The 16,158-nt window shown below is 51.4% G+C and carries 15 protein-coding genes and 1 tRNA gene; 11 read left to right on the top strand and 5 right to left on the bottom strand.

Annotated features, from left to right (window positions below):
- Positions 1–181 precede the first annotated feature (181 nt).
- Entirely contained in the window at positions 182–1,681 is a 1,500-nt protein-coding gene (locus Q0P86_RS06530) for a hypothetical protein (RefSeq protein ID WP_294112471.1), read from the bottom strand.
- A 163-nt stretch (positions 1,682–1,844) separates the two neighbouring features.
- Here Q0P86_RS06530 and Q0P86_RS06525 point away from each other — a divergent pair, with 163 nt between their 5' ends.
- The gene (locus Q0P86_RS06525; RefSeq protein WP_290992298.1) at positions 1,845–2,150 is read left to right on the top strand and encodes a hypothetical protein; all 306 of its coding nucleotides are present in this window, start codon (positions 1,845–1,847) and stop codon (positions 2,148–2,150) included.
- A gap of 102 nt (positions 2,151–2,252) precedes the next feature.
- Here the strand turns inward: Q0P86_RS06525 and Q0P86_RS06520 are convergent.
- Positions 2,253–2,325: transfer RNA gene (locus Q0P86_RS06520), tRNA-Ala, on the bottom strand.
- A 144-nt stretch (positions 2,326–2,469) separates the two neighbouring features.
- Complete coding sequence (locus Q0P86_RS06515) at positions 2,470–3,015, bottom strand: peptidylprolyl isomerase (RefSeq protein ID WP_294112472.1); 546 nt, start codon at positions 3,013–3,015, stop codon at positions 2,470–2,472.
- Between the two features lie 239 nt (positions 3,016–3,254).
- Between Q0P86_RS06515 and pyrR the strand changes: the two genes are divergently transcribed.
- The 9 genes from pyrR to pilQ all read left to right on the top strand — a co-directional run bounded on the left by pyrR (position 3,255) and on the right by pilQ (position 13,030).
- On the top strand, positions 3,255–3,815 hold the full coding sequence (gene pyrR / locus Q0P86_RS06510; protein ID WP_290992305.1) for a bifunctional pyr operon transcriptional regulator/uracil phosphoribosyltransferase PyrR: 561 nt from the start codon (positions 3,255–3,257) through the stop codon (positions 3,813–3,815).
- 1 nt (position 3,816) lies between these two features.
- Positions 3,817–4,755 carry an aspartate carbamoyltransferase catalytic subunit gene (locus Q0P86_RS06505; RefSeq protein ID WP_294112473.1) on the top strand — a complete coding sequence of 313 codons (939 nt, stop codon included), beginning with the start codon at positions 3,817–3,819 and terminating at the stop codon, positions 4,753–4,755.
- Positions 4,742–6,022, top strand: a complete 1,281-nt coding sequence (locus tag Q0P86_RS06500) for a dihydroorotase (RefSeq protein WP_294112474.1) — start codon at positions 4,742–4,744, stop codon at positions 6,020–6,022. Before Q0P86_RS06505 ends, Q0P86_RS06500 begins: the two co-directional genes overlap by 14 nt.
- A gap of 66 nt (positions 6,023–6,088) precedes the next feature.
- Entirely contained in the window at positions 6,089–7,111 is a 1,023-nt protein-coding gene (locus Q0P86_RS06495; protein WP_290992313.1) for a PilZ domain-containing protein, read from the top strand.
- Positions 7,112–7,209: 98 nt separating this feature from the next.
- Positions 7,210–8,355: a pilus assembly protein PilM gene (gene pilM / locus Q0P86_RS06490; protein WP_294112475.1), complete on the top strand. Its 1,146-nt coding sequence runs from the start codon at positions 7,210–7,212 to the stop codon at positions 8,353–8,355.
- Complete coding sequence (locus tag Q0P86_RS06485) at positions 8,355–8,978, top strand: PilN domain-containing protein (RefSeq protein WP_295038201.1); 624 nt, start codon at positions 8,355–8,357, stop codon at positions 8,976–8,978. Before pilM ends, Q0P86_RS06485 begins: the two co-directional genes overlap by 1 nt.
- Positions 8,971–9,570 carry a type 4a pilus biogenesis protein PilO gene (locus Q0P86_RS06480; protein WP_295038197.1) on the top strand — a complete coding sequence of 200 codons (600 nt, stop codon included), beginning with the start codon at positions 8,971–8,973 and terminating at the stop codon, positions 9,568–9,570. The genes Q0P86_RS06485 and Q0P86_RS06480 overlap by 8 nt, the downstream gene beginning before the upstream one ends.
- Positions 9,567–11,531, top strand: coding sequence for a hypothetical protein (locus tag Q0P86_RS06475; protein ID WP_295038194.1), 1,965 nt, complete (start codon positions 9,567–9,569; stop codon positions 11,529–11,531). The genes Q0P86_RS06480 and Q0P86_RS06475 overlap by 4 nt, the downstream gene beginning before the upstream one ends.
- A 5-nt stretch (positions 11,532–11,536) precedes the next feature.
- The gene (gene pilQ, locus Q0P86_RS06470) at positions 11,537–13,030 is read left to right on the top strand and encodes a type IV pilus secretin PilQ (RefSeq protein ID WP_295038190.1); all 1,494 of its coding nucleotides are present in this window, start codon (positions 11,537–11,539) and stop codon (positions 13,028–13,030) included.
- A gap of 96 nt (positions 13,031–13,126) precedes the next feature.
- Here pilQ and holA read toward each other — a convergent pair whose 3' ends face one another.
- Together holA and greA are read right to left on the bottom strand one after the other, a co-directional pair.
- A complete protein-coding gene (gene holA, locus Q0P86_RS06465; RefSeq protein WP_294112479.1) occupies positions 13,127–14,095 on the bottom strand; it encodes a DNA polymerase III subunit delta in 969 nt (322 codons plus the stop codon).
- Positions 14,096–14,098: 3 nt separating this feature from the next.
- Complete coding sequence (gene greA / locus Q0P86_RS06460; protein WP_290992328.1) at positions 14,099–14,563, bottom strand: transcription elongation factor GreA; 465 nt, start codon at positions 14,561–14,563, stop codon at positions 14,099–14,101.
- Positions 14,564–14,662: 99 nt separating this feature from the next.
- Between greA and argJ the strand changes: the two genes are divergently transcribed.
- Positions 14,663–15,880 carry a bifunctional glutamate N-acetyltransferase/amino-acid acetyltransferase ArgJ gene (gene argJ, locus Q0P86_RS06455; protein ID WP_294112480.1) on the top strand — a complete coding sequence of 406 codons (1,218 nt, stop codon included), beginning with the start codon at positions 14,663–14,665 and terminating at the stop codon, positions 15,878–15,880.
- Positions 15,881–16,158 lie beyond the last annotated feature (278 nt).

Raw genomic sequence — 16,158 nt, 5'->3', positions numbered from 1 at the left:
GCCCTCCCTAACACCCTCCTTTCCCAAATGCAACAAGCTTCCTCTATTAGAGGAAGCCTTCTCCTTATAAGACCGCTCGCGCCCAAATAACTAAGTTCGTCCCCGAAGCGCTCGCTCTCGCCATCACGGCTCGCTTGCGCAGAGCTGCTTATGGCTCACCAAATTTTTTAAGGGGTGTGGGTTAGAAGTCTAGGTCTGCACCGATGCCGACGCCGCGGCTGGTGCGTTTGTAGGTGTTGCTGCCGTAGGCTTCCTTTTCTTTCCAGTCGTCGTAAATGGAATGGAAGTAGGCAACGTTAATTTTGATCCAGTCGGTGGCTCGGAAGGCAAGACCGCAGCCGAGGGTCACGTTGTCCATGATAAAACTCATGTCGCTCATGTATTCGTCATCCAGGTGGTATTGCGAAATCTGGAAACCTCCGCTGATAGTCAAACGCGTTAAGATGTCTGCTTCGACGCCACCCAAGAATTCGTCGGTACCTTCGGCGTGCTTTTCCTGGTCGCCCGGCAAATCGGCATACCAGTCGAACCAGTGTCCGTAACCGGCGCTGATGCGGAAGTTGTCGAAGAGGGCGTAAGTCAATCCCATATAGATTGATGCAGGAATGTCGCTGTGTGACTTGACTCCATCGTCGTAAGCAGCGAGGCCGACTTCGTTTTTCTTGGTGTCGTTTTTCATTTCGATCGAGGTGTTGTACTCTAATTTGATACCGGCAGTCAGGTCTTTGTATTTAAAGGAAATGCCTGCGAGCGGGGTGATGCCCCATCCGGTCTGTTCCACGTCAAGTTCCTTGTCTGAAACTTGTTCTGCGACAGCTTCGAAAGTCTTGGACTTGATGGTGTATTCCTTGGCGGATTCCTTCAGCTCGTTTGCCTTGGCCGCATATTGGGCTGCTGTAGCCTTGTCACCCGCGGCTTCATACTGCTTGGCAGCGGCTGCTGCTTTCTGGGCGCCTTCGGCGGCCTGTTCAGCATAGCTTGCCAAGGTTTCGGAGAGCTGGTTGAAGGTGACCGCCGCCTTGACCATTTCTCCGTCAAGACCGAGCTGTGCGTTTTTGGGGTTGACCTGTACGTTCTGGAGCTTGCCTTCGTAGTGGTTGATGGCGTAGCTGAACTTGGCGCCTAGATAGGCGGAGAACATCTCGTTGATGCGGTAGGCGGCGCCGAGACCGAAACCGAAAATGTAGGAGGTTCCTTTGAGCGACAGGTCGGCACTGTAGTCGGTGGTTGTAAGTCCGTTCTTGGTTAAAAGCCCCGGAATCTGCGCCACGGCGGCTTCGAAAGAGGGGATACCTTTCTTGTAGTCAAGTTTTCCGCCTCCGCCTACGATTCCGAAATAGCCTGAAATGGCGAGGTCGCCGCGGTGCCAGGTGGCAAGCAGGCTTGGCATTGCAGGAATTTGTGCCTTGCCTTCGAATTTCTTTTCTTCGTCGAAAAGTGGAGATTCTGTATAGATGGTGCGTGTCTGCCAGAATGCCTGGGAGTTCAGTGATAGGTGCCACCCGTCTTCCATGAATGCGGTTCCCGCCGGGTTAAAAATAGGCGCATCGTTGTCGGTGGTGGCGTACCGCATGACGTGTCGCTGGTAGGCGATGGACTGGTTGGTGTTGGTGTTCAGGCCGCCGGCAAAAATAGAAACCGCGGCTGCTCCCGTAATAATTGCGATGATTTGAGCTTTCATGGAGAATCCTAACTTTGGATTGAGCAAAGTTAGAAACGTCTTTTGAAAAATCATAGTTACATTTTTGCGCCATTATTGTTACCGTAGCGGAGCTGCTACAGATTTGTAATTTGAATCGGAGCTTATTTTTTATATTTAAGAACCCAAACCTAGAGGAATTCCTTTGAAACTGCAAAAATTGAACAAGCTGATTTTACGCATAGGAGTCGTTGTCGGAGTCATTGCGATGCTGATGGGAACCATCCTTACAGTGGCTGTTTGGAACGAAGGGTATTTTGTTGGTGCAATGATGATGATCGTGACGGGGGCGATAAGCATTTTTCTCGGGTTCAAGGAACTGTTGCAGCCGTCCGACCATGAGTTTCACTGGTTGCCTCTTTTCTACAAGATTGTGCGCCGCTCCTTTTTCTTCTTGAATGCGGTGCTTATCGGACTCGTTGTTTTGACGGTCGCTCCGATGTTGGAATAAAATTTCCGGAAAAAGAATAAATTTCGAGAATGTGTTGCATTCGGAATTTTGAATGCAGTTGTAAATGAAAAAAAACCGCTTGATAATCAAGCGGTTTTTCAGTGGAGCTAAGGAGAGTCGAACTCCTGACCTCCTGCATGCCATGCAGGCGCTCTACCAACTGAGCTATAACCCCGAGGGCTGGCCCAAATATAGAATGTTTGGTTCGCCTTGTCAAGGGTGGATGTGAAAAAAAATGATTTTTTTTTCATATCCGGGTATGGGGCGTGCTCCGACCTCATAGCCCAAAGCCTTGCTTGGCAAGGCGGCCTCAGAGCTTTTATGCCTTCTCGATCGTCACGGATTCGATGATCACGTCTTCGTAGGGAGCGTCGCGGCGGTCGGTCTTGACTCCTGCGATTTCGTCGAGGACTTCGAAGCCTTCGTAGAGCTGGCCGAATACGGAGTAACCGTCAGCGGGGCCGGGGCCCACCTGGTCGTGGTCCAAGAAATGCACATTGTCGCCGTGGACAATGAAGAACTGGCTGCCAATGCTGTGCGGCATGGCGGTCTTTGCCCAGCTAAGAGCGCCGCGCATGTGGGTGAGGCGGGAATCGTATTTGTCGCCGATCGTGGTGCCCGGACCCTTGGCAGAGTGTCCGCCGGTACCGTTACGGTTCGTGAAGTCGCCGCCCTGGATCATGAAATCCTTGATGATGCGGTGGAACGGGGCGCCGTCATACTTGCCCTGCTTGGCGAGTTCAATAAAGTTCGTGGCACATTCGCCGACGAGTTCTTCAAAAAGGCGCAGCTTCATGGTGCCGTGGTTGGTCTTCATGATGGCGATGGTTTCGCCTGCTTCGGGTTTACCCAGCTGATTGAACATGGAATCTCCTGTTAATGTCCCGACAGGGCACTGCCGGGGTTTGATGTTTCTTTTCTTATATATACAAAAAAATGGGGTCAATTTCCGTATGGTAAGGCGAAAAACCGTAAAAAATGCTAGATTAACAAAAGAAATATATTGGAAGTCATTCTCGACCGAAGGGAGGAAATCCAGCTTTTTGCAATGGATCCCGTCGCTGCGCTCCAGGATGACGCTCCTGAAAAATAATATTACTACCTATGAAAGACAACTGTAAAAAAATCAGAGAGCTTCTGTCGGCTCAGGCGATGGAATTCGCCCTCGACGAAATGGCGGCAAAGCTTGCCAAGATGCACCCGACTGCCGACGACATTGTGGTGCTCGGCATGGCAAGCCGTGGTATTCCTCTCGCAAAAAAAATCTGCGAGCGCTTAAGTCAAAAGTTTAACAAGACGGTCCCGATGGGGAGCCTCGATGCGACCTTCTACCGCGACGATTTTCACTATCGCACTCACATGGGTTCAAGCGAAATGCGCATTACCGAAATGCCTGCTTCCGTAGAAGGCAAGACGGTGATTCTCGTGGACGATGTGCTTTATACGGGCCGCTCGGTGCGAGCCGCCATGCAGGCGATTCTAGACCTCGGACGCCCGGCGGCCATTCGCCTTTGCGTGCTGGTGGACCGCGGTCACCGCGAACTTCCGATTGCGCCCGATTGCGTAGGTCTTACGGTTGAAACCGCACAGGACCAGGAAGTCCGCGTGCAGATTGAACCGATCGATAAAGAAAATTCCGTTTATCTCGTAGAGGTGGAGGCCTAAGATGGGCGCATTGCAGATCAAGCATTTGTTCGGACTTCAGGGGGTATCCAAGTCCGATATTCGTACTATTTTGGATAACGCAAAGCAGTTCCGCGAAATTCTCGAACGCCCGGTCAAGAAGGTACCGAGCCTTAGGGGCATGACGGTCGTGAACCTGTTTTTCGAAAACAGCACCCGCACGCGAACGAGTTTCGAACTCGCCGAAAAGCGACTCTCCGCCGATACGGTGAATTTCACGAGCTCAAATTCCAGCGTCAAGAAGGGCGAAACGCTCGTCGATACGCTCAGGAACATCGAGTCCATGAAGATTGATATCGTGGTCGTCCGCCACAAGGGGACGGGAGTCCCCAAGTTCCTCGCCGAGCATAGCAACGCGATTATCGTGAACGCGGGCGACGGTGCCCATGAACACCCCACGCAGGCACTCCTTGACATGCTGACGATCGAAGAAAAGCTCGGAACGCTCGAAGGCAAGAACGTGACCATCATTGGCGATATCCGCCACAGCCGCGTGGCCCGCAGTAACCTCTGGGGAATGTCCACGATGGGCGCCCATGTGACACTCTGCGGACCGTCTACCCTGGTGCCGCGCAATACCGACCTCATGAACCACGTGACATGGGAACCGGATGTGAAGAAGGCTGTCGCAAATGCCGATGCCATTATCGCACTCCGTTTGCAGAAGGAACGCATGGACGACGCACTGCTTCCGAGCATGCGCGAATACCGCAATACATTCGGCATTACCGAAGAACTCCTGGAATGCGCCAAGGACAAGGTTATCATCATGCATCCGGGGCCAATCAACCGCGGCGTGGAACTCGATTCCGACATCGCCGATGGCGAACATTCTGTAATTCTTGATCAGGTGACCAACGGCGTTGCTATCCGTATGGCCGTTCTCTTCCTTTTGGCTGGAGGCCGCAATGAAAACTCGTAAGCCTAGTTATGAACATTATGCGAATGTTGTCTTGAAAAACGCGAAGTTCTGGAACGGTAAGTCCTTTGAACTGCGTGATGAAGTCCGTCTGACGGGTTCCTCTAGCAACAGCGATTCTCTTGAATATGACTGCAATGGCGCGCTTGTTTTGCCTGCGCTCTTTGCTCTTGGCGTTGACTTTATGGAACCGCTTCGCGACGATGTCTATACCTATGTGGATGGTGTGGATGCTATGCGCAGGGGCGGTTTTTATGGGGCCATATACGAAAGTGCAGTCAACCCGATTGATGATGTCGATAAGTTGACCGCTGCCGATAACCGTAGACCCTGCGATTTTAATGAAGGTCCTGGTGGTACGGCTTATTATATCCGTTTCCTCGGTGCCTACAGCAAGGGCTTTGGTACAGATAGCCTTGCCGAAATGATGGAGCTTGCTTCGGGAGTTGTTGGCTTCGGTGATGGTAATGCCGCTATTCCTCATTCCCGTTTCCTCCGCCTTGCCATGGAATACGGTAAGATGACGGGCAAGCGCTTCTTCTTCCAGCCGATGGACAGGACGCTTCGCCACAGCGGATGCGTTCACGAAGGCGCCTATTCCGATATGCTCGGCATGAAGGGCATTCCTCGCATCGCCGAGACGATTGCCGCCTACACGGTGCTTGAAACGGCACGCTTCCTGCAGGTGCCTGTCCACTTTAAGCAGGTGACTTGCGGCGAGACGCTGGACTTGATTCGTAACGCCCGCAAGCAGGGAATGGATGTGACCTGCGATGTTGGACTCTATCATTTGCTGCTCGACGATTCCTGCCTTGAAACGCTTGACTCGGCATATCACATTATGCCGCCGATTCGCTCCGCGGGAGACCGCGAAGCTCTGTGGAAGGGAATCGAAGACGGCACTGTGAATGCCATCAGCATGAACCATACGCCGGTGCTCCGTCAGGACAAAGTGGTGAACTTCGAAGATTCCGTGCCGGGAGCCCTTTCGCTAGAAATCGCGCTGCCTGCCATCTGGAAAAAGCTGAGCGAACGCGTGGGTGATGCTCGTGCCATCGAGCTTCTCTCGACGGCTCCCGCTCGCTTGGCAAATGCGGTCCGCAACGAAAATTATGCTGCCGCTGTAGTTGTGCTTGCAGCAGATAAACCGCACGTGGTCGTCGAAAGCGACTTCGCGGGCCATGTCTGCAATTCTCCGCTCCTCGGCAAGGAACTCCCGTCCTCGATTCTTGCAACCTACATCAACGGAGTCTGGACTAAGTTAAATTAAGATTTCGGAATTCGGAATTCCAACGATTCTGAATTCCTAATTCTGAACTCCGAATTCTGAATTAGTATGATTGATCCTCTTCAGCTTGTCTGGGTTGCCTTTATTGCATGCATGTTTCTCGTGCTGCTGGTGCTGATTGAAATACATCGCATCAACTATCGTCGCGAGAACGAGGTTATGTTTGGCACAAAGGTCTTTGACGAACAGACCGCGGCAATCGGTTTTACGGACAGTGAAAAAGAGACTTTGGACAAAATAATCAGAGCGTCGTCCTTTGAAAATAAGGATGCCATCTTGAATTCGTCAGGTCTTTTTGAACAGGCGATTTCGACTTATTACGACAAGCATGATGTGTTTGACGATAATGAAGAAATGCTTAAAACGCTTGCTGCTGTAGAACGGCTTCGCGTCAAGCTGAATTTCACGGCGTCAAATCCACTGTCGGAAGTCTTTTCGACAAGGCAGTTCAATGTGGGAGATCGTGTTGATCTGTTGCTCGAAAACGGACTCCGTGTCAAGTTTTCCGAAATTATGGCCCGTACCGAAAGGGATTGGACAATCTCGTTCGATACGAGCGACGGTTCGTCGTTCTCCTTGGTCAATAAGGAAATCAAGGTCCGCTGGACTAGGCCAGACGATGCCATTTACACGACGGTCTTGCCGGTCCGTTACGCGGAAGCGGGGCGTTTAGTGCTCTTGCACTCTTCGAACCTCGATAAGCGTCAGTTGCGTCGCTGGGTCCGTAAACAGGTCGCTTTTCCGGTAACGGCCGTCTTTGATGACGGATCCAACATCGGAGGGACTCTCCTGGATCTTTCCGCAGGCGGTATTATGGTCGGGCTTCCCAGGGATTGCTATCCCGGACAGCATTTGCGAATCCAGTTTGAACTGCCGAGTTTTGGCGACGAAGACGTTGAAATTGAGATTTTGCGCAATTTAGGACGAAAAAACAAGGATCATCCTCATTATAACTGTTTTACGGCATCGTTCCGCGGAGCCTTCGGCTGGACCCAGGAAAGGGTCCTTCAGTATCTGTTTGAGGTCAATAAGGCCGAAAAAGAGTCCCATAAATGGGTAAAAGAGGGCTAACTAATTCATTTTCAATGACTTAGATGAATTTTCCGCTTGACATTCGTCTATTATAAAGGTAGAATTAGTAAGGAAATGTATTACAATCGGAGTTTACTTTGGCTTTAAGTTTGATTTCAAAAATCCGCGGCATGCGCGAGACGGTCGGTATTGATGTTGGTCATTACAGCATCAAGTACGTCAAGGTCTTGCACTGGGCCAGCGGGTACAAGATTGTGGTCGACGCGGACCTGGAACGAGTGCCTGATGGTTCTATCGTCAATGGCGAAATCCAGGTGCGCGAGGGCGATGCTCCTACTAACGAGAATGGTCAGCGCGAAAAAGACGGCGAGGAACTCTTGAGCGATGCCTTGTACAAATTGTTGCTCCGCCATCCGATTGATGACTTTTGCGATGTTGTGGCTTCTGTGAATTGTGGTGCCGGCGCCGGAGGCGTTCTGGTCGACAAAATCTCCGTGAAGGTTCCCAAGAACGGTAACGAGGCGGCGATTATTCTTCAGACCGCCCAATCCCGTCCGCCCTTCGATGACCAGGACAACGTGATTGACTACGAAATTTCATCCCGCGAGAACGATGAACTCAAAGTGAACGTGGTGGCTGCCAAAAGTGCCCTGCTTGATTCCTGGGCTCAGTTCTTCAACCGCCGGGGAGTCAAACTGGCTGCGTTGGATGTCGATATTTTTGGAATGTTGAATGCTTACGTGGCTACCATGGAAGACAAGGATCGCGACCAAACCGTGGCCCTGTTCAACGTGGGCGAAAAGAAGATGAGTGTTGCCTTTGTGCAGGACGGTGTTTTCCATTCGATGCGTGCCATGGCGGGTGGTTCGCTGGACATGGTGATCAGCAAGACCTGTATGAACTTGAGCATTGATTCTGAAAAATGCCATGAAATTCTGAGTAAGGGCGATCTGTCGGTGGTGGACAGATTTTCCAAAGCCGAAGTGGAAGCTGCGCTTAGACTGGCATACGAGGACTTGATGGCACAGATCGACATCGGTATCCGCTATTTCTCTTCCTTGGAAGACTCTAAGCCGCTCAACAAGATACTGCTGGGTGGTGGTGGTGCCACTGCTTACGGTCTGAAGGACTTTATCAAGGAACGTTCCGGAATCGAAACCGATACTGTGCATCCGTTTAGGATTGTTCCCTGTGAATCCAATGTGTTCGGTGAAGGTGATATTCCTATTGCGCTGTCTAACATCTATGCCCCTGCATTGGGTCTCGCGATGAGGAAGTTCTAATGGCGTCTAATAAAAAAGAACCTGTTAAGAATGCCTTGGCGATATCCATCAACCTGCTTCCGCCGGAGTTCCGCAAGAAGCAGAAGGATTTTACCTGGGTAACGGACCGTCGTGTCATTTGGCCGACCGTGGCGGCTGTTGTCGCTATTGTTGCCGTACTGATGTTGCAGGCATTTATCGCCGAGACAATCGGCAGCTTGAGCAGCGAATTAAGCCGTGTCCAAGAAGAAGTGGAGCGCGAACGTCCGCTGCTTTCCAAAATCAGTGATTTAGAACAAAAGAAGGGCGTCGTGACGACCAAGATCAACGCGCTCAAGTCAATCCAGGTGAGCAAGAAACGCTGGGTTGTTTTGTTTGAAAACATTTCCTCGGTGCTGCCGCCGAATATGTGGATTACCAGTATCAACCAGCTGGGTGAATTCGACATGGAAATGCGCGGTGTCACGCTGGACTTCCCCGAAGTTGCCGAGTATATGGTTAAACTCGAAAAGCAGGTGAGCGTCCAGTCTGTTTCTCTCGTCACCATATCTACGACAAAGATCGATGGCGACGAAGCCTACAACTTCACCATCAAGATTGTCCTGCGTCAGGACCTCAATGCTGGGGAGGGTGATAATGGGTAAGATAGATCTTAAAGACAAACGCAACGTATACGCCATTGCGATTAGCCTGTTGATTATGGTGGCGGCGTATCTGGTGTATAACTACATGTGGGATCCGTATGTCTACCAGAGGGAATCTCTTGAAAGAGATCTGGAATCCGCTCAGACAGAACTGAACAAGATCAATGCCAAGAAACATGACCTTGCCCGTCTTGAAATGGAGCTGGTGCAGGCCGAAAAGGATTTCGAGGAACTGAAGAACATGTTCCCCGAAGACGAAAAGGTTCCCCTCCGCTTGCAGGATCTCTATGCGGTGATCCGCAGCACGGGTGTGCTTATCCAGAAGTTCAATCCCGAAGGTCAGGCTGAAAAGGAACACTACAAGGAAAACCGCTATGCCATTGCGGTTAACTCCGGTTACCATGAGTTGGGAAACTTGTTTGCTGCTATAGCGAACTTTAAGTATCCGACCTCTATTTCTAATCTGAGATTGAGCCGTTATTCGGGTATTGCCGCAGAACTTCAGAAAGCGGAAACCCATGGTTGGACACCGATTACCATGTCGGCAACGTTCAACTTGACCACTTACACTTCCAAGAAGGTGGGTAAATGATGAAGTGCAAGTCCCTCCTTTTACTGATGTCGCTTGCGGTCGCTTCGTACTCTGCACAAATTAAGGATGTGCGCTTTGTTTGTGATGCATCGGGATGCCAGACGGTATTTGCCTTTGCATCCGATAAGGATTTGCCGTCGTTCTACCAAAAGTTCAATGCGTCTGCCAAAAAGCTGACGGTCGGTTTCTCGGGAACCTCTTTCGCCCTTGGTGAAGGCGACTTTGATGTAGATGCCGATTCCAAGTTCATCAAGTCTGTTCGTGTCGTTAAGGATACTTACAAGGGGGCTGCCTTCCTTAAGTTCGAAATGACGGTGGGCTCCTCGATAACGACGGACAAGAACGAGATTGGTCTGGACAGGTCCAATTTCTTGATCAAGTTCAAGAACAAGGGCGGTAAGTCCTGGACGCTTTCCAAGCTTTTTGCCGATCGCAAGAAACAGGCGGACAAGCTCGCTCTCGAAGAGAAAAAGGCCGCTGAAAAGGCCGCTCTCGAAGAAAAGAAGCGTTTAGCCGAAGAGAAAAAGGCTGCCGAAAAGAAGGCCCTTGAAGACAAAAAGGCTGCACAGAAGGCTGCCGCTGAAGAAAAGAAGCGTTTAGCCGAAGAGAAAAAGGCCGCCGAGAAGAAGGCCCTTGAAGACAAAAAGGCTGCACAGAAGGCTGCCGCTGAAGAAAAGAAGCGTTTAGCCGAAGAGAAAAAGGCCGCCGAGAAGAAGGCTCTTGAAGAAAAGAAGGCCGCTGAAAAGGCCGCTCTCGAAGAGAAAAAGCGCCTAGCCGAAGAAAAGAAAGCAGCCGAAAAGGCTGCCCGCGAACAGGAAAAGCTTTTGGAGGAACAGCAGAAGCAACTGGACAAGGCTATCAACGAAGGCGGAAAGATTTCCGCCCTGCTCCCGAACCTGAAGGAAATGACGGTTCTGATGGGCTCCGGTATGGAACAGTTCCGCCTGGTGGCCGAGAGCCCGATCGATATTCGCAACGTCTCTGGCCCCGACAAGAACAATACCCTTACGGTTGGTCTTGCCGGTCCTCAGAGGTCCCCGCTGTTCAGGATTGCTTCGGGTTCCTTGGTGAAGTCTGTTACTTGGGGTGCGAACGGTCTTAAGATACAGTTGAAGACTGCTGTGAAGCCGGTGATGCTGGTTCAGGACGGCGTGTTGGTCCTGCAGGTTGCAGAAAATGCCATTAACAAGGATGGCCTGATTTCGTGGTGCGCCCGTCCGGATGGAATCTTTATCCGCGATTGGATGAGGGCTGTCGAAGAAAAACCTGACTTTGACGTGTTCGTCAAGCGTCTGGAAAAGGAAAGCAAGAAGATTATTTCGGGTTCGCAGACTTTCCACTTGCGCCCGGTATTGCGTGAACTCATCGTGGTGGCCGATGAAATCGAATTCTATGCCGCACCCAATGAAAATTCTCAGGTCCTGCAGCGTCTGGTATTCGGCGACCGCCTGGTTAGTCTTGACCTTACGGGACTTTACCGCAAGGTGCAATACGGTAATCGCGTGGGTTACGTGAACCGTCGTTCCGTGGGTTTCTATGACGAACTGACCTCGGTGCAGGCGGAACGCCTGAAGCAGATCGACCTGGATCGTGGAACGAACCTCGCTGTCAATGCGGGGACCATAACGAGCCAGTTGGATGGACTTTACGAAGACAAGGTAACCTACAGCTCCTTCGGTCGTCGCGATCCGTTTGTCGAAGTCAAGGGACTTGTTGAAGAAGGTATCAACATCAACCAGGTCGAACTGGTCGGTATCATTTGGGAATCCGATGTGCCGATGGCAATTCTGGTCGATACGAAGAATCCGTCGATTTCCTACACTCTTAAGGAAGACGACAAGATTCTTAATGGAAAGGTCTTAAAAATTACTCAAACTGACGTCCTCTTCCTGATTCAGGAATTCGGGGTGAGCCGTCGCTACACCATGGGTCTTCCCGATAAATTTGGGGGTCAAAAGTGAAAAATATGACAAAAATACTGACTGTTCTTCTCTTGGCGGTAGGTATATCTATCGCTGCTCCCGCCGAAGGTTCGGTGAAAGCCCCCAATACGAAACTGTATGATTTCAGTTTTGTCGACATGAGTTTCGACGCCGTGTTCAACTCGGTTTCCAAGGTGGCGCAGATCGATATTATCCTTGCTCCCGAAGTCAAGGGCAAGACGAGTTTGAATATCACCAAGAAGACTTGGCAGGAAGCCTTGGACATCGTTTGCGGTATGAACGATTTGACCTGGGTTGTCGAAGACAAGTATATTATGATCCAGAGGTCTAGCACCTACCTGGCAAAACAGAAGAAAATTGCGGATGAAGAAGCCCAGGCCGAGCAGAATGCTCCGCTCGTGCGTAAGAATTTCCCCATCCGTCATGCGAAGGCCGAAGAACTGGTGAAAGTCCTCGAAAGCATGAAGTCGAACCGCGGCCGCATTACCACGGTCGAAAGGACGAATTCCATTATCGTTTACGATACCGATGGAAAGATCGAACAGATGGAAAAGGCTTTGACGGAACTCGATGTGGAAACTTTGCAGATTATGATTACGGCTAAGCTCGTGGTCGTGAGTAGCGAAAAGTCCCGTGAACTTGGCGTAGACTGGGCCCTGCGTTCCGGATCTACGGCTCTTTCCCCGGGAACCATTTCCGATGCAAACGGTCTTAATGGTGGTGGGGTCGGTACGACCCGTACAAGCGTGGGCATCCATTCGTTGCCTTCTCGTAGCTTGAATGCAGTGGGTGCTACGGCTGACAATCCGGCTCCGACTGCCATTACGGCAAGCCTTCTGGATAACAACCTCCAGATTGCGATTGCAAACATTATGAGTGATGCCGAAACGGAAGTGCTTGCTTCTCCGCAGGTCTCGACGCTCGACAATACCGAAGCCAAGGTCTACATGGGCGACAAGATTTCTATCCGCGTGATTGACGATAGCGGTGAATCTTCGACGCAGCTGGTGGAAGCGGGTATCAAGCTGACCGTGACTCCGCACGTGTCCGGCGACAACCGCATCTTGCTGGATCTGCATCCGCAAAACGACTCCTATGGTTACGATACGCAGGGACAGGTGGTTATCAGTACGCAGGAAGCTCAGACCAAGGTGGTTGTGGCAGACGGTGAAACGGTCGTGATCGGTGGCCTTACCCGTAACGAAAACACCCAGAGCGAAACGGGCGTGCCCTTCCTCAAGGATATTCCGCTGCTCGGCAACCTCTTCAAGTATACGAGAAACAAGGTTGAAAAGCGTGACCTGATCATCTTCGTTACTCCGCGCATCATCCGCAACTACATTGGTGATGTGGAACTTTCTGAACCTTCCATGGCTACTCCGGAAGTGGTTGAAAAGGAACCTCCTGCAACGGGCAAACTTCCTTCTGATCAAAGCGCTCCTGCCGCAAAGCCCGCTCCGCAGGCCACCCCGGCTGCACCGGAACCCGCTGCTGAAGAAGTGGAAGACTGGAACTAGTTTGATTGATAGAGCTTAGGTCTTAGTAGAAAACCTCGAACATAAAGTTCGAGGTTTTTCGATTTGCTAAAGGTTTCTAAGTTCAACCAACTAAGTCTATCTCACCACGAGGGCGGCAAGGGCGAGTTCCTGACTTGTGACGGTCCAACTGGAACTCTTGAATTCATAGTTGAGGTCTGCAAGACGGCGAATGACGCGGCAAAGGAGCGGCTTGCCCCAACGGCGGCAACATTCGGGGGCGTTCCCCTGCTTGCAGAAAAGGAAGTAGTTTTTGCCCAGAGCCTTGGCTGCTTCTTCGGCGCCCATCTTCGGTGAAAGCATCATAAAGTTGAGCAGGTCAACTGCATGGCTGTAAAGGGCGTTCACGATCGCAATGGCGTCGGTGTTCTTGTTGCCGTAGAGGATTTCGTGGAGCTTGCGCACATAACCGACGGAATCGCGCATCCCGAAGAAATTCAGAATCTCGTAAGGCGGAATTTCGCGACGGGGCGTGATCATCGTCTTGACGAGGTCGTAGGAGATGTTTTGACTGTCGGGGGCGTAGATGAGCGCTTTCTCGACTTCTTCACAGACGAGCTTGGTGTCGGTGCCGAGGGCGTCGGCCAGGTACTGGCTGGCGGCCGGTTCAATCGGCTTTCCGAAGAACTTGGGGATAGTCGCTGAAATCCATTCCTGCATCTTGTACTGCCGAGGTTCTTCATACTTGGCGACCGTACCCACCTTCTGGAGCACCTTGTAGAGTTCGGAGGTGGCCTTAAGTTCGTCAAAATCCAGCAAAAGTTTGCAGTCCGGGGCGTTTTTCAGCCAACTGGCGAGTGCCTTGGTGTCGTCCGCTTTCATTTCGTTCGCTTTTCGGACGACTACCACCTGTTCCGGAGCGAACATCGAGACCGTTCCGCAGCTTTCCATGATGAGGTTCGCGACGGAAGGAACGTTGATATCGGTAGCATACACGACCTGTTTGGCAAACGGGTCGTTGACGTTGTCTCCAAGGGCTTCGGACAGGAACCTGTCGATGTGCTTGTCCTTGGAGAACTGGTCCTTACCGATAAGGGCGACAATCATAGATTACTTGAAGTCGATGATTTCGAAGCGGTTCTTGCCCTTGGGGGTCACGACTTCGACGATTTCACCCTTCTTTTTACCCATGAATGCAGAGCCCATGGGGCTCTTGAAACTGATTTTGCCGTTCATCGGGTCGACGCCTTCGGGGCTCACCAACTGGTAAACCACTTCCCTCTTGGTAGCGAGGTTTTTGGCGGTGACGGTGGCGCCAAAGCGGATGGTGTCAGAGTTTGCGTCAAATTCCACGATAATTGCGTTCGAAATCTGGTCTTCCAGCTTGGGAATTTCCAGATCGATATGAGCCAGCATTTCCTTGGCGGCATGGTACTCGGCGTTTTCGCTCAAGTCGCCTTGCTTGCGGGCTTCTTCCATTTCATCGACAACGCGGGGACGTTCGACCTTTTTGAGGAAGGTGTAACGTTCAACCAGCTTGTCGTAAGTTTCTTTAGTACAGGGTGTTTTTGCCATGACCTTAAATTAGAATTTTTTTGCGGGGCAGATGTGGGGGGTGTTCAACATTGTTGCATTTTTCTATAATTTAGGAGGTAGAAAACAATAGGAGATTCTATGTACACTGTATTGGAAAAAGGCGGCGTCTGTTCCCCGAAGGGGTTCAGCGCGTCTGGAATTTGTGCCGGTATCAAGGCCAGCGGTAACGCCGACATGGCGCTTTTGAAGAGTGAAAAGGCTGCACGCTGCTTTGCCGTGTTTACAACGAACAAGGTGAAGGCCGCTCCGGTGCTCTATGACAAGGCCGCCCTTGAACATGCTCATTTTGCATCGGCAGTGGTGGTGAACAGTGGTAACGCCAATGCCTGTACCGGTGAACAGGGTCTCCGCGATGCAGAACGCATGGCTGCCCTTACTGAAGAAGCCTTGAAACTTACTCCGAAGAGTGTGCTCGTTTGCAGCACCGGCGTGATTGGCCACCTGATGCCGATGGACAAGATTGAAGCCGGTATTCCGAAACTCGTGGAAAATCTCCGTGCCGATGCTTCCGAAGAATTTGGTCGTGCCATTCTGACGACTGACCTTGCGCTCAAGAGCCATGCCGTTGAAATCCAGACTGAAAAGGGTGTGGTGACGATTGGTGGCGCCTGCAAGGGCTCGGGCATGATTCACCCGAATATGGCGACGATGCTTGCCTTTATTACCACGGACTTGGCTCTCCCGATTGATTTCTTTGCCGAATTCCGCGCCGATATCGCGGATTCCTTCAATGCGATTACGGTCGATGGCGACACCAGCACGAACGACACTTGCATTCTCTTGGCTAACGGCATGAGCGGCCTCAAGTACGAAGACCTGACGCTTACTGAACAGGGTGAATTCCGCGCAGCCCTCATGCTTGTGATGAAGGAACTCGCCAAGGATATCGTTCGCGACGGTGAAGGTGCGACCAAGCTGATTGAACTCTGCATCGAAAAGGCCGAAAGCCACGAAGAGGCTTTGCGCATGGCCCGCTTCATTGGTACGTCTAACTTGGCCAAGTGCGCTATGTTCGGCGAAGACCCGAACTGGGGCCGCATCTTGAGCAGTGCAGGCAGCAGCGGCTGCAACATGGTCGCCGAACATACGGACCTTTTCTTCGGCGATGTGCAGGTGCTGTCTAACGGCCGCCCGGTGAAGCTCGACGAAGAACAGATGAAGGCTCTGCATGCGGTAGTCCGCCAGCGTGAATACAAAGTAACGCTCGTTCTTAATATCGGGCACGCTAGTGCGAGCGCATTCACTTGCGACTTGAGCTACGACTATGTTAAAATCAACGCCGAATATACGACCTAATAAGACCGAGCTGGCTAAATTCACCAGAATCCTTACTCTGAAGCCAGCTCTCTCGCCACCACGACTCGTTAGGACGAGTCGCTTGTGGCTCACGGGATGGCTAAACTCGACAGAATCCTTATACGGGAGCCGATTATCTCGCAAACACGCCTGCTTGATAGCAGGCGTTTTTCGCTCACGGTACGACCTAATAAGACCGAGCTGGCTAAATTCACCAGAATCTTTACTCTGAAGCCAGCTCTCTCGCCACCACGACTCGTTAGGACGAGTCGCTTGTG

The organism is uncultured Fibrobacter sp. (genome assembly GCF_946062555.1).
Lineage (GTDB): Bacteria > Fibrobacterota > Fibrobacteria > Fibrobacterales > Fibrobacteraceae > Fibrobacter.
This window is presented reverse-complemented; position numbering and strand designations above follow the sequence as displayed.